Raw genomic sequence first — 13,275 nt, 5'->3', positions numbered from 1 at the left:
AGAAAAGGCCATACGGTTGATTTCTATCTCTCCGCTACTCGCAATACCCAGGGCGCCAAACAGTTCTTGGGCAAAGCCCTGAAATCCATGAAACCTTGGGCGCACCCCGGTACTATCAATACGGACAAGACTTCCCCTTACAGCGCTGCCATTACCGAATTAAAAGCGGAAGGAAAGTGTCTGCCGGATATCGTGCACCGGCAGGTCAAATACTTGAACAATATTGTCGAAGCTGATCATGGCAAGCTCAAACGCTTGATAAATCCGGTGCGGGGCTTTAAATCGATGAAAACAGCCTACGCCACCATCAAAGGTTTCGAGCTCATGCGAATGTTCAAGATAAAAGGAGGTTTTATGGAAATAACAATTCTAAGGCTTATGACTTCCATGAAGGTAATCCTAATTGTTGCCGCCGTTTGGCTCGCGGCACCCCTTGCGAAAGCTGACACATGGCGTGGCACCGCACCTTTCTGCGATGGACAATGCCTGCCAAATGAGCGAGAGGTTCAAAGAAGCGAGTGCGGTGACGGTGGGTGCTGTTCGACAGGTAGTAAAGCCTTATGCGCGAATTTAGAACCTACCTGTACCCCTGCGCAGACAAATGTCTCATGCTATGGAGTTGTGCAAGTTTGCGACAATGGCTATTACTCAGTCCCTGACAGCGTTTGGCACAGTTGTTCCACCTATGCTTGTGGAGTTTGCTTTGGATTTGATTGGCCGATTGCAACAAAGCCATTATCCCAATAATAGAGCCGAATATAGTAATAGATCAGTCAACCGCCTATTTCTTTTTTCCTGCGGCTCGCGCAAACGTACCATATGAGCAGCGTGAGCAGAACTCCGACCTAGCCCGAGTGAAACGACGCATCCTGCGTATCGGTTGATGCGAAGACGGGCAGCGATAATGCAGACAAACCAAGAGCTGTTATACCCGTCATGTTGTAATTTCTGCTTTTAACGATGTATGGTTTATGGTGGCAGAGCGATCTGGCAATGCGGGCTTTTTCCGTACCGGATTGGTTCTCAACCCAATATTTATTGAAGTACGCCAAAATTAACACATCCTTTATTATTGATAAAATACATTATCGATAATCTGCCCACGGGTCAGCTCAGAGAATTCCCGTCCAACCCACGATTTTTCTACCGCCTTGCAAAAGGTTGATGATTCCAGAAGAACCATCAGGAATACACCTCTTCCCTTCTTGTCATACACAGATTCTGCACCCGTCCCTGGGAATCCAGGATGCAAACGCAGACTCAATCCCGGGAGTTGAAGGAGCTGTACACTACCTGGTGTGACTGCCACTCGAAAGGGTATAAAAAGGATATAAAGCATATTTATCGGGTCGGCGAGCAACCGGTACAAACATACCGGCGGAAGCCGGTCCAGGGGCGTTCAAAGCGCGCCATTACTGGTTTGGCTGGATTCCGGTCTTGCCAGTTTTGTGGAAGTTTGCTCTACAGGTACAGGAATGAAAACTCTTACCAATGTTGTAACCATGAAGGAATTATCACCCAATGGTGGACAACTGAATTATCTGATCAGCGGCGGACGTGTATATGCGTCGGCAAAATCATGGAGCAGGGCATTACAGGTGCCGGACGCCATGAAAGTGTGGTTTGAAACAGGTCTGATCAGAACAGCCTTGCTGAACAAGAATGTGATGGATGGCGAACTGGAAATGATCTACAAGAGTGTGCTGGTTTATCGCTGGCATATCGTGGCTGAACAGTTGCGCGTCTTCGACAGGCAATGGTATCAAACCCAGTTTAAAGGCAGGCCCAAACAGGAGCAACGGGATATTGAAAGATTTCACGATAACTACGAACGCCTGGTTCATTGGGGATATGATCTTCAGGAGCGGGCGCTAAGTCATGGAATAAGCTCCAGTACCATGCCGGGTTCACCTGTCACACAAGAAACACTGCTTGAGATTATCAGACAGGTTATTGCGCCGCGGCTGGGAGATCACGATAAGAAATTGCATGAACAGGACGTTGTGATTGCGGAATTGAGAGAAGCGGTGGCTGCTCTGCGTGACCAGAATGCCTTCATTTCCGTCAAACAGGCGATTGCCGAGCAGGGTCTGGATTCAAGCCTCATGCCGCTGTATCCTAACTCAGGGGAAAATCTTTCCAGTCTGATTGGTCGTTTTCTAAAAAGACGGGGAGTTGAGCAGGGGCCAAACATAGTGGCGAGACTGGATGGAAAATCCTTATCGACTGAGATGAATACTTACAGGCGCGGTGATATTTACGCGGCATTGAATGAGTTCAAGGACGTCAAGCAACTAGACCTCAACATAGGGTAGTAAACATCAAAGTGGCTGCCGGATATCGGGGAACAGTCGTATGATCAAGATCAGTAATTGCCCGATTTGATCGTGCTGACCCGAAAAAACAGGAAGGATCTGCAGAATGGGTTTACTCGTTAAAGGCAAGTGGGTGGATGAGTGGTACGATACCAGATCGACCGGCGGCCGCTTCATCCGTACCAATGCGCAGTTCCGCAACTGGATAACGGTTGATGGCAGTCCGGGGCCCAGCGGTGAAGGCGGATTTTCCGCCGAGGCAGGGCGTTATCACCTCTATATCTCGCTCGCTTGCCCCTGGGCTTCCCGCACGCTGATTTTTCGCATGCTCAAAGGGCTTGAGAGCATGATCAGTGCTTCCGTGGTGCATCCCTACATGGGCGAGCATGGCTGGACTTTTGATGAGGCGCCGGGAGTAATACCTGATCCCGTTGGTGGTGCACTCTATCTTTATGAGGTCTACCTCCGGTCAGTGCCAGACTATAGTGGACGCGTGACAGTACCTGTGCTCTGGGATTTACAGCGGAATACCATTGTCAGCAATGAATCGGCTGATATCATCCGCATGATGAACTCGGCCTTCGATGGAATAGGCGCTTTGCCCGGGAATTATGCGCCTGAAGTGTTGCTTCCGCAGATCGATGAGATCAATGCGCGCACTTACGCTGACGTCAATAATGGCGTTTACAAGGCAGGTTTTGCCACCAGGCAATCGGTGTACGAGAAGGCGGTGATGGTGCTGTTCGGATGCATGGACGAGCTGGAACAACTGCTTTCACGTCAACGTTATCTCATCGGCAACTGTATCACTGAAGCCGACTGGCGGGTATTCACCACCCTGATCCGCTTTGATCCGGTCTATCACGGCCATTTCAAGTGCAACCTCAGGCGTCTCGCGGATTATCCCAATCTCTGGGCCTACACCCGGGAGTTGTATCAGTGGCCGGGCGTGGCAGAGACGGTGAACATGCAGCACATCAAGGAACACTATTACCGCAGTCATCCCACCATCAATCCGAATGGCATTGTGCCGGCCGGCCCGATTCTGAATCTCGATGAGCCCCATGATCGCGCGAAGCTGGCATAGCGGCGCGGATGCTGGTCAGAATTCTTGTTATACAGGATTCCCCATAACGGATTGCAGGCAAGCTACCTGATAGAGAGGGCGTTGCCGAATGTTTGATTGCAGATCGTGGGCCTAAAATGCGTTAATAACCTATCATTACAGATCCAAGCACGCTTCCAGCCTATTTGATCAGAAATACAGTTTAGCCACGAGGAGGATCAGACATGGGCGATGCTGCCATTCAAGACCGGGCCGCCGGCGCCATCATGGGCGCATTCATTGGAGAGGCTCTGGGCCTGGGCCCCCACTGGTACTATGACCTGGAGGAGCTGCGCCGCGACTATGGCGACTGGATTACGACTTATACAGATCCCAAGCCCGGACGCTACCATGAAGGCCTCAAGGCAGGCCAGTTGTCCCAGCCAGGCTTTATTCTCAAGCTCATGTTGCATTCGCTTGTTGAGCAGGGCGGCTATGACGAAGCGGATTTCTGCAGACGCATGGATGAAGAGCTGTTTCCCTTGCTGGACGGTACTCCGGTAAACGGACCCGGAGGGTACACGAGCCAATCCATCCACGAGGCCTGGCGCAAGCGCGTCCAGCAGAAACTGCCGTGGGGACAGACCGGCGGTCATGCCGATACCACCGAAGCCATCGAACGCACGCTCGCCCTTGCGGTTCGCTATGCACTTCAACCTCAGGAACTGGCAACCACTATTTCCAATAATGCCCGCCTTACCCAGATCGACGATCGTGCTTTCAATGACAGTCGCTTACGGAGCGGTGCTGAGCCTTCTGGTTCAGGGACATAAGCTCGACAAGAACCTGTCCGGCAAATTGATGGATCTGGTGAAGACTGGCCAGCTGCCTTTTCACGCGGTGACATACGCGGATCTGCAACCGCCGCGCCCTGGTGACCCGGATCCACCGCGAGCGGGACGGTTCGCATCCCCTGATGCCCTGCTTACGCCGTCCTCTGTATCCACCGCGGCTGCCGATCCGGGTATCCCGATAGAGCGCGTGGAAGGTATCTCTCATATACGGCATGCCGTGTGCTATTTATCACCAGCTTCCCGCAGCCTACTATCTGGCTGCCCGCTTCCCTCGGGACTTCGAGTCGGCTGTACTGCATGCGGTGAATGGGGGAGGGCAAAACCAGGCGCGCGCCCATTTTGACCGGGGCTCTCGCCGGAGCCCTTCTTATGGGCTGGGCATTCCGGCAAGGCATGCAGCTCAGTACGCCTGCAACTCCGGATATGCGGTCAGCGGGATGAGCGCCTGGCGGCTTCAATCCGCCTCAGGAAAACCCGCATGATTTCCTCGTAGAGCGCCTCGCCGAGCACTGCGTCTTCGTTGCCGGCATCCACATTCGGGTTATCGTTGACTTCCATTACATAGCAGCCAGCATTCGTCTGCTTGATATCCACGCCGTAGAATCCGTCACCGATGAGGTTTGCTGATTTAAGTGCAATACTGACGACGTCCTGCGGCGCTTCATCCAATGGAACAGCCAGCGTGGCTCCCTCTCTCAGTTTGTGCCGCTGCTCGTCACGTTCGATAATCTGCCAATGTCCCGCGGGAAAGAAGTATTTAGCCACAAATAATACCTTCCGATCGAGTATGCCTATACGCCAGTCGAACTCAGTGGGTAGCCATTGCTGTGCGATGACAAGCACAGATTTTGCCAGCAGTTCCGTTACCTTGGGGAGCAGCTCGCTCTCAGCTTCCACTTTAACGACTCCTCGCGAAAATGAACTGTCGGGTTGTTTCAGTACGCATGGAAGACCCAGTTCAGGGATAACCTGGTCGATATTATCGCGGTGGATCAGCAGCGTTTTCGGTATCGGCACTTTATGCAGGGCGAGAAGCTCAGCTAGGTAAACCTTGTTGTTGCATTTGAGGATAGAGTCGGGGTCATCGACTAGCGCCAATCTTTCCGCGAATGCAAGCCGCGAGAAACGATAGGTGTAGTGATTGACGAACGTGGTTTCGCGAATGAACAGGGCGTCGAAATGTGCTAGTCGGCCGATATCCGCCCGCGTTATGAAATCTACGTGCATGTCCAGTTTTTCCGCTGCCTGCCTGAACTTTTGCAGAGCCTCTGCATTGGAGGGTGGCTCGGATTCATCCGGGTTGCAAAGAATGGCAAGATCATGGCGGGGAGGAGGTTTTCGTGATTGCTGCATGCGTCCATTGAAATAAGTGGTCGCGGCAAGTATCGCGAAGGCCTGGTGTTCGACAGGAATCTCGCTGGCGCCCAGGGGGCGCGCGCTGTGCAAGCTCCACTGATTGCGGTGGCGTTCGAAGCGGACCACCAGGAGTGGCACCTGCAACAGGCTGAAGAACTGATGACCCAGGGAATCATAACCGGTAAGCGGATTGCGGCCAAAATAGAAGGCAAGCTGGAAGTCGTCCCCCGGCAAGGGAGCCAGCACACTCTGAACGAGATCCTCCAGATCCTCCGTGAGGTGGCGCACCAGATTCCGGGAATGTAAATCCTCAATAGCGCCTACTTTGGGTACCGGTTTATGTCCTCGTGCTTCGGCAAGCAATGAAACGTAATATCCTGATCCCTGGTAGCGATACGATTTGCAAAGGTTGAAAACCTTGACAGACTGTCCCGCAGCGCTCATGCCGCGATTGCTTTCCGCCTGGGTGGCAAAAAATGGATCGGTCAGGTAGGCCTGGGACCCAATCACGGTCACGCCTGGAATCTGAAGAGGCCAATCTTCGGGTTTGTCTACAATAATCAAGATACTCACAGGAAACCTTTTTGGCCGGATCGTTGCTGTTGGATTCTTGGAGGGTCTTGCTTCCGGTGTCATTGCCCAGGCTGGGGCGCGCTTTTACTGGTTTCGCCGGGCGGTGTCCCTGCGCTGCGCAGATTGACGAATTTGCTCAATGTATCGAACCAGAAGGGAGCGCCTAGCGTGACAGCAAGTATGGAAATGAACAGGCCGAATATCTTGTAAAATGCCCACCCCGTGTAGTTCCACGATAACTCGGGCGGTCGAAAATAACCGGGGTCACCCGGGTTCAGCGACCATCCTACCGGCAGTTTGAGGTTCTCTGCCGCTTTGAGAACCGTTTGCGATTGCGCTGAAACATCAGCAGCAGGCTGAGCCTTCACTGTATCCTGCGCAGCCGCAACAATCGAAGCGCGCAAAACATTGTCCTTTGAAAGCCTTTCAATGAGCATCACCGTGTCCGCATTGGAGACAACCACGACCAGAGTCGCGAGACAAAGCAGCACCCGCTGTGTCCAGCGCTTGTACCAGCCGCCAACGCGTTCCATGGCTGTGTTGAACCAGTTTTCGAGATTGTTGCGGAAGGCTTCCGCCTGATGCTCGATGGCAGTCACTTCCCGGCGGGTCTTATCGACAAGAACGAGAAGGGTTTCCTTGGTATGGCCCTCGGGCAGTCTTTTCAGTCCTTCCTGTATGTTGCCCAGAGGATCCGGATATTCCATAGCAAAATCCCGCGCAAAAGCCAGCGCTTCCTTCAATGTGGCGCCCGCTGTCAGGAGCAATTCAACCTCTTTTGGATTTTTTGCGGACGCGATGGCGGCATGACGCGCATCGAGCATCTTCAGCGCCGCGCTGATACTGTCGGCTTCGTGCCGGACCTCTGCTTCTGCTTTCACAAGAGCTGTATCGTCTGGTGCGGCCTTTGCCGCTTGCACAGCCTGGTCATACGCCGTCTTTGCTTTTTCGGCAATTGCTTCGAGCGCTACTCTTGTTCTGTCGCGCGCATCTTTTGCCTGGGCAACGGCTGCAGCGCACTGCGGATCACGAGGAGCAGCGGCTGCTGCTTCCAGAGCTTCTTCATAAGCATCATCTGCCGCCTCGGCATTCGCCAGAAGGTCGCCGTACTTTCCCGCAATGATTCCCCGTGCCGAGAGGATGTCGAGCAAAGCCAGAGAGAAGCTTTCGCCGGACATATAGGAGGGGAGACGGGTCCGTTTTGCAGGGTCGGAAGCATACTGGGAGATCCCGCCTATCAGTCCGTGATTGTAGAGCTGCTGCGCCAGTCCGGTAAACTTCGGGTCATTCAGGAGGTTCTTTATGCCCTCCACCAGATTTTTCCCGCGTTTGTCGATCAATGACGCAATTCCTTCGTTAAAGGCTGTACATACGATGCTGAGCAGCAAATAGACGAAAATGACGGCGATTCCCACCTCCAGTATATTTGAGCCGAACAACATATCCCCCTCCGATTGTGCGGAATACACGCTATTCATCCTGAAGTCTAGCAGAACAATCGATATTCGCCGGTCGTGCTCTCCAACGCCAATTGGACCGACTCTGGTTGACCGGAACGCCACTTCCAGGTAAAACTTAGAAGTTCGTTCAGGGTGCTTAGACAGACAACCTGGCACAGCCTCATCAATGAAGTTTTTCTGGCAGAATCTGGTTACTCATTAATCCTCATGCGCCTCATGCGTCAATTTATTTCACTCCTGTTCATTGCTGCTGCCATATCAGGCGTATCGAGTGTCATTGCTGCTGCTTCAGACGGAATTCCGTCGAGCAAGGCTGCGCCGGCTACGCCGGTGAACGTGCCGGATACCATGGCCGAGCGGGTCAAGCCCTGCACAGTGTGTCATGGCCAGGCAGACAGGGTGGGCAGGGACGCCTATTACCCCCGGATTGCGGGTAAGCCGGAGGGATATCTTTTCAATCAGTTGCGCGATTTTCGGGATGGGCGCCGTTATTACCGGCCGATGATGTTACTGCTGGCAAACGTGAGCGATGAATACCTGCGGGAAATGGCAGCGTATTTTTCGGGACTCAGGCAACCTTACCCTCCGCCGGAACAGGTGATATCTTCCCCCACTGAAATAAGACAGGCCCAGAAGCTGGTTCAGCAGGGCGATGCCACGCGGGATATACCCGCGTGCATCGAATGCCACGGCAAGCAGCTCATGGGCACCGCGCCTTTTATTCCCGGACTCCTGGGGCTTCCGCGCATCTATATCGCCGCCCAATTCGGCGCCTGGAAGAACGGTGGAGTGATGCGGGGACAAGAGAGCAATTGCATGTCCGATATCGCCAGGCAACTCACGATCGAGGAGACAAATGTAGTTGCGGCGTGGCTTGCCGCTCAGCCTGTGCCGGAAAATGCAGGCCCGGCAGATGCGCTGCCCCCCAAGATGGCGCAGCGCTGCGGGAGTATTGTCCAACGGAGCGCAGACCGATGAAAATTGCTGTTATCGCTGCCGCAGTGGCAGTTCTTGCGGGTATCAGCCTGTCTCCTGGAGTAATCGGCGCAACTTCACTGAAAAAGGAAGCAAAGGCCGAAAAGAGTCCCACATCCTTATCATCGGTTCTTTTGAAACAGCGGCAAGCGCGCGGAGCATATCTTGCGCGAGCCGGGAATTGCATAGGATGCCATACAACTCAAGGTGGACTCGCCTATGCCGGCGGGAGGAAGCTTGCGACCCCATTCGGCACGTTTGTCACGTCCAATATCACGCCGGATAAAGCAACCGGAATCGGTGACTGGAATGAAGATGATTTCTGGAAAGCGCTGCATGAGGGTAAGTCGCGCGATGGGAGGCTTCTGTACCCCGCATTTCCGTATACGGAATATACGAAAATCACCCGCGAGGATTCCGATGCAATTTTTGCCCATCTTCGAGCTCTCGAGCCCGTCGTTCAACAGAATCCGCCAAGCCAGGTTGCTTCCCGATACGATTTCCAGCCATTGCTAACCCTTTGGCGTGCGGCTTATTTCAAGCCCGGCGTGTATCAGGCTGATCCCACCAAAAGCACCGAGTGGAACCGGGGTGCTTACCTGGTACAGGGGCTTGGTCATTGCAGCGCCTGTCACGCCGAGCGAAATCCCCTGGGCGGCATGATCGGCCGCAAGGGAGATGATAAGCTGGGGGGCGGGCAGATCATGGGCTCGAACTGGTACGCTCCATCGCTGACCTCGAGTCTGGAGGCAAGTACGGCTGGCTGGCCGATCGAAGAAATTGTCCAGTTGTTGACCACCGGAATTTCACCGCGAGCGACGACATCAGGACCGATGGCGGAGGTTGTCAGCCAAAGCCTCCAGCATCTGACAAAAGAGGATGCCCGAGCAATGGCCGTCTATCTGAAATCATTGCCTGAAACACAGTCGCACCAGCAGGTAAATCCTCCTGCGCAGACAGAACAGGTGCAGGCCTGGTTGCGGTATGGGGCACGGATATACAAGGAGCACTGCCAGGATTGCCATGGCGACTCCGGACAAGGCGCCCCGGGAATTTATCCTCCGTTGGCCGGTAACCGAAGCGTTACCCTGACACCCCCTACGAACCTCATTCGCAGCGTGCTCAATGGAGGTTACCCCCCATCGACCGCAGGCAACCCCCGGCCTTACGGCATGCCTCCATTCGCCCAGGTTTTACGCGATGGTGAGGTTGCGCTGGTTCTGTCATATATCCGCAACGCGTGGGGCAATCGCGCCAGCCTGGTGACAACCGCTCAAGTCGACAAGAGCCGCGAAGGAATAACGGAACGTTGATGTGAGCGTTTAGTACTTCCGCTGGTCCGCTTCCCTTTTATCTTCCTTAATTGCATAACCTGCAATTAAACCACAACTCTATTTTGCACGGCGCTTGACAGCATAGCCGTACTGTACCGGCCATTCCGGTTCTATCGCTAACGCATGTTGCGCCTTGAGGGCCCAGTAAGGCTCCCGCAGCAACTCTCGGCCGATAAAAACGAGATCTGCCTGACCGCTGGTGATGATCTCATCGGCATATTGTGGGTCGGTGATCAGTCCTACTCCTCCCGTATGGATTTGCGCTTCATCGCGGATGCGTTTGGCAAATTGAACCTGATAACCTCTGGCGACAGGAATCCTGGCGTCAGGTATCACGCCGCCGGACGAGACATCGATCAGATCCACTCCGAGCAGCTTCAGCTCTCTGCAAAGAATGATCGATTGTTCTATATCCCAGCCTCCATCGACCCAGTCAGTTGCCGAGATTCGTACGAAGAGAGGCAGCTCGGACGGTATGATATCGCGGAGGTGACTGGCAGCTGCCAGCAAAAGCCGCGTGCGATTTGCCAGGCTGCCGCCATAATTATCAGTGCGACGGTTGCTTAACGGGGATAGAAATTCGTGCATGAGGTAACCATGTGCCGCGTGAAGTTCTATCACTTTGAAGCCCGCCTTCAGTGCACGTCGAGCGGCTGCCCCCCATGCCTCGATGCACTCTTCGATATCTGTTTCCGACATGGATGTTGGGACTGGGTCATCGGCGTAAAACGGCAGGGAACTGGGACCTATCACGGGCCATCCTCCTTCCGCCGGCGTTTTCAGGCTGTTGCCGCCATTCCAGGGAGCATCGCAACTGGCTTTACGTCCGGCGTGTGCGAGCTGGATGCACGGAATCGCGCCCTGCATCTCCACAAATCGGGCAATGCGAGCCAGGGGTTCGATATGTTCATCCTTCCAGATTCCCATGTCTCCCGGTGAAATGCGTCCCGCAGCCGTGACTGCGGTGGCTTCAACCACCACAAGCCCTGTGCCGCCGATTGCCCGGCTGCCCAGATGGACGAGATGGAAGTCGTTGGCAAAACCGTCCTCGGCAGAATACATGCACATGGGTGACATTGCGATCCGGTTGGGGAAAGTAACGCCGCGAAGGGTAAGCGGGGACATCAGATCCACTTCCGGGATTTCCCGGTCATGCTCGCTCTGGCATTGTGTCTGGATGGCGGTGTTGCTTGGCTGGTGGTCACCGCTCGGAACGGTTGTTGCAGCCCCTGCGGCGGAGGGGGCGGCGGGATTGGCCTTGCTCAGAGGGTCAGGAGTTCCGGTTCTATCGTGCTTGTTCTCGTCGTAATGGGGCATGGCTTTTCCCACTGTCTGATTGATGTTCATTCAATACTTCCCTGGCAGCATGAGCTGTTTCAGGATTGCATTGCGTGGAATCGCTAAATAGAGAGGTACACTTAATCCTGCCATGACTCAGGTGAGTCTCAACTGAGGAGCGAGGAGTTCTACTCCGATCAAAGCAGGGGTTCATCCGCCGGATCGATGATAGGATCGCCGGGGGTGGGATCAGGATCGTAGGGACGAGGATCGACAGGTTTGTCGGGATTAAAGGGTTCCGGATCCCGTCTTGGCTTATCGGGGTCGATGGGACGGGGCGGTTCCTGAATGGGATGATCAGGGGAAGGGCCACGATCGGGTGCAGGACCTGGCGGGGGGTCATCTGGTTTGTCCGGACGTCCCGGTCTATCCGGTTCTTTCTGCAAACGGTATTCTGGCATAAAAATGAGATCAGGTTTTTGGGTTATCGGGGTTGGGGTATCGGCAATCAAGACAAACGCGCTCCCGCCCCCAACCCGGCTCTTTCCGAATATTATGTCAGCGTTTTAGCTGGCCGCGTATTTCTCCGCTCTTATGGGCATCACTGTGAATGTTGATGTAAAGTCCCCCGGCCTTGAAGGCATCGTATTGCGCATCTGTCAACTTCGCTCCGTCTGGAATGGACCATTCGTTATCGGAAGTTTTGTTGAGCGTAATGATATCGGGACCATTCTTGCCCACCGCAGCCTCATGGATATGCGCACCGGTACCTTTTATATCAGAGGTCATGACTTTGCCCTTGATGGATTTGTCATCTTCTACAGTCAGGGTGCCATGGCCCATTGCGGAAGTCTGGACCGGAGGCACTTCCTGGTCGCCCGTCAGATGCACGGTAATATCTGTGGCGTTAGCTGCGGTCGCACCTAAAGTCAGGATAGCCAGCATAGCGGCTGTCCAAGCGGGGGCGGCGAAGAGCGTTTTGCGAACTTTATTCATTTAACTACCTCCTCTAGAAATAAAATTATGTAGTTTGATGGTTGTTTTGAATTGGAGTCTGCCATGTTCTTTTGACTTTTCTGGCGGAAGCGCTGTGAGAAGCGCCGCACACGAAGAATCCGGGCAATTCTATTTCTCATTTGGCATGATGTCCGTACGCTAGCGTACGCAACTTCCAGTTTCTTGTTCAGTTCCGTTTCATCTGATTTATTATTTTTTCTTTTTTGCTTCCTTCATCCTTCAGCACGAAGCGGTTGAGCGCAATCCCTGTTCTGAAAGCGTCCAGGTTTCCGACTATTTCATTGGAATGGGATTGCTCCGGCCGACAGGTACGGCCGTAACGCTGTTTTGCGGGCTGCCTTCTATAATCCTGTCAGAGTATGTCATATAGATAAGCGCGTTACGTGCCGGATCCACCACCCGGACTACGTGCAGGCGCTTGAATAAAATTGACATGCGTTCGGTAAACACGTCTTCCTGGCGAGGAAGTTTGCCGCGGAACTCAATCGGGTCGCTCACCTGCCGGCAGGCGATCGACGCCTCCGCCCTGTCTTCCGCCAAACCTACGGTGCCTTTGATTCCGCCGGTACGGGCTCGGGAAACGTAGCAGGTTACACCCCGTACTTTGGGGTCGTCATAAGCTTCTATCACTACCCGGTCATCCTTTCCCAGCCATCGGAACGCGGTATCCACTTCGCCGATGAGCTCTGCTTTTGCCATACCGCAAAAAGCTGTGGAAAATAATGTGACTGCCGCCATTCCCGCCATAAATTTTTTTCGTAACATTTTTTCTCCCTGTTGGTCAAAATTGAAACACTTCATTATATCGGCGCACAATTGATTAAAGCGCCGGTATACAAGATTGAATTTACCAAAATGACGCGGGGAGGTGTGGTACCAGTCACGATATGAAGGAGTGGGAACATGCCTCTGGCACTTCTTCCCGAACTGCTCCCCTGCCATCACGACATTCTCCGTTTGGTGCCCAGGGGGAGTGAAGGTCTCTGCGAGACATTCAGGCTGGCGATAAGCTTTTGAAGAGATGGGCCGATGAAACCGGGTTGGAAAATTGATCTTTTGCAAGAGGAG

13 protein-coding genes and 1 pseudogene are annotated in these 13,275 nt (G+C 53.7%); 8 read left to right on the top strand and 6 right to left on the bottom strand.

Annotation, left to right across the window (positions count from 1 at the left end; all coding sequences use genetic code 11):
* The 6 genes and pseudogenes from C8R21_RS16535 to C8R21_RS16520 form a co-directional block, all read left to right on the top strand.
* Positions 1–339 (top strand): annotated as a pseudogene (locus C8R21_RS16535) (DDE-type integrase/transposase/recombinase); the annotation flags it as partial.
* A 1,136-nt stretch (positions 340–1,475) separates the two neighbouring features.
* Positions 1,476–2,315 carry a hypothetical protein gene (locus tag C8R21_RS13255; protein ID WP_107763126.1) on the top strand — a complete coding sequence of 280 codons (840 nt, stop codon included), beginning with the start codon at positions 1,476–1,478 and terminating at the stop codon, positions 2,313–2,315.
* A 106-nt stretch (positions 2,316–2,421) separates the two neighbouring features.
* Positions 2,422–3,402: a glutathione S-transferase family protein gene (locus tag C8R21_RS13250; protein ID WP_107763125.1), complete on the top strand. Its 981-nt coding sequence runs from the start codon at positions 2,422–2,424 to the stop codon at positions 3,400–3,402.
* Between the two features lie 203 nt (positions 3,403–3,605).
* Positions 3,606–4,193, top strand: a complete 588-nt coding sequence (locus tag C8R21_RS16530; RefSeq protein WP_258192413.1) for an ADP-ribosylglycohydrolase family protein — start codon at positions 3,606–3,608, stop codon at positions 4,191–4,193.
* Complete coding sequence (locus C8R21_RS16525; RefSeq protein WP_258192415.1) at positions 4,144–4,557, top strand: hypothetical protein; 414 nt, start codon at positions 4,144–4,146, stop codon at positions 4,555–4,557. The genes C8R21_RS16530 and C8R21_RS16525 overlap by 50 nt, the downstream gene beginning before the upstream one ends.
* Positions 4,439–4,696, top strand: coding sequence for an ADP-ribosylglycohydrolase family protein (locus tag C8R21_RS16520; protein ID WP_258192414.1), 258 nt, complete (start codon positions 4,439–4,441; stop codon positions 4,694–4,696). Before C8R21_RS16525 ends, C8R21_RS16520 begins: the two co-directional genes overlap by 119 nt.
* Here C8R21_RS16520 and C8R21_RS13240 read toward each other — a convergent pair.
* Positions 4,644–6,143: a RimK family protein gene (locus C8R21_RS13240; protein ID WP_107763134.1), complete on the bottom strand. Its 1,500-nt coding sequence runs from the start codon at positions 6,141–6,143 to the stop codon at positions 4,644–4,646. The genes C8R21_RS16520 and C8R21_RS13240 overlap by 53 nt on opposite strands.
* 59 nt (positions 6,144–6,202) lie before the next feature.
* A complete protein-coding gene (locus C8R21_RS15980; protein WP_181258947.1) occupies positions 6,203–7,585 on the bottom strand; it encodes a hypothetical protein in 1,383 nt (460 codons plus the stop codon).
* Between the two features lie 366 nt (positions 7,586–7,951).
* Between C8R21_RS15980 and C8R21_RS13230 the strand changes: the two genes are divergently transcribed.
* Positions 7,952–8,581: a c-type cytochrome gene (locus tag C8R21_RS13230; protein ID WP_107763133.1), complete on the top strand. Its 630-nt coding sequence runs from the start codon at positions 7,952–7,954 to the stop codon at positions 8,579–8,581.
* Positions 8,578–9,891, top strand: a complete 1,314-nt coding sequence (locus tag C8R21_RS13225) for a c-type cytochrome (RefSeq protein WP_107763124.1) — start codon at positions 8,578–8,580, stop codon at positions 9,889–9,891. Before C8R21_RS13230 ends, C8R21_RS13225 begins: the two co-directional genes overlap by 4 nt.
* A 78-nt stretch (positions 9,892–9,969) precedes the next feature.
* Here C8R21_RS13225 and C8R21_RS13220 read toward each other — a convergent pair whose 3' ends face one another.
* From C8R21_RS13220 to C8R21_RS13205, 4 genes are all read right to left on the bottom strand, one after another.
* Complete coding sequence (locus C8R21_RS13220; RefSeq protein ID WP_258192412.1) at positions 9,970–11,259, bottom strand: NADH:flavin oxidoreductase/NADH oxidase; 1,290 nt, start codon at positions 11,257–11,259, stop codon at positions 9,970–9,972.
* A 128-nt stretch (positions 11,260–11,387) separates the two neighbouring features.
* On the bottom strand, positions 11,388–11,651 hold the full coding sequence (locus tag C8R21_RS13215) for a hypothetical protein (RefSeq protein ID WP_146162496.1): 264 nt from the start codon (positions 11,649–11,651) through the stop codon (positions 11,388–11,390).
* Positions 11,652–11,748: 97 nt separating this feature from the next.
* Entirely contained in the window at positions 11,749–12,186 is a 438-nt protein-coding gene (locus C8R21_RS13210; protein WP_107763122.1) for a CHRD domain-containing protein, read from the bottom strand.
* Between the two features lie 294 nt (positions 12,187–12,480).
* Entirely contained in the window at positions 12,481–12,972 is a 492-nt protein-coding gene (locus C8R21_RS13205) for a CreA family protein (protein WP_107763131.1), read from the bottom strand.
* Positions 12,973–13,275 lie beyond the last annotated feature (303 nt).

The organism is Nitrosospira multiformis (genome assembly GCF_003050865.1).
GTDB lineage: Bacteria > Pseudomonadota > Gammaproteobacteria > Burkholderiales > Nitrosomonadaceae > Nitrosospira > Nitrosospira multiformis_E.
This window is presented reverse-complemented; position numbering and strand designations above follow the sequence as displayed.

Excerpts from the sequence above, each read along its gene's own strand:
- C8R21_RS13255 (WP_107763126.1), top strand. The coding sequence starts at position 1,476 with ATGAAAACTCTTACCAATGTTGTAACCATGAAGGAATTATCACCCAAT.
- C8R21_RS13250 (WP_107763125.1), top strand. The coding sequence starts at position 2,422 with ATGGGTTTACTCGTTAAAGGCAAGTGGGTGGATGAGTGGTACGATACC.
- C8R21_RS16530 (WP_258192413.1), top strand. The coding sequence starts at position 3,606 with ATGGGCGATGCTGCCATTCAAGACCGGGCCGCCGGCGCCATCATGGGC.
- C8R21_RS16525 (WP_258192415.1), top strand. The coding sequence starts at position 4,144 with ATGACAGTCGCTTACGGAGCGGTGCTGAGCCTTCTGGTTCAGGGACAT.
- C8R21_RS15980 (WP_181258947.1), bottom strand. The coding sequence starts at position 7,585 with ATGTTGTTCGGCTCAAATATACTGGAGGTGGGAATCGCCGTCATTTTC.
- C8R21_RS13230 (WP_107763133.1), top strand. The coding sequence starts at position 7,952 with ATGGCCGAGCGGGTCAAGCCCTGCACAGTGTGTCATGGCCAGGCAGAC.
- C8R21_RS13225 (WP_107763124.1), top strand. The coding sequence starts at position 8,578 with ATGAAAATTGCTGTTATCGCTGCCGCAGTGGCAGTTCTTGCGGGTATC.
- C8R21_RS13220 (WP_258192412.1), bottom strand. The coding sequence starts at position 11,259 with ATGAACATCAATCAGACAGTGGGAAAAGCCATGCCCCATTACGACGAG.
- C8R21_RS13215 (WP_146162496.1), bottom strand. The coding sequence starts at position 11,651 with ATGCCAGAATACCGTTTGCAGAAAGAACCGGATAGACCGGGACGTCCG.
- C8R21_RS13210 (WP_107763122.1), bottom strand. The coding sequence starts at position 12,186 with ATGAATAAAGTTCGCAAAACGCTCTTCGCCGCCCCCGCTTGGACAGCC.
- C8R21_RS13205 (WP_107763131.1), bottom strand. The coding sequence starts at position 12,972 with ATGTTACGAAAAAAATTTATGGCGGGAATGGCGGCAGTCACATTATTT.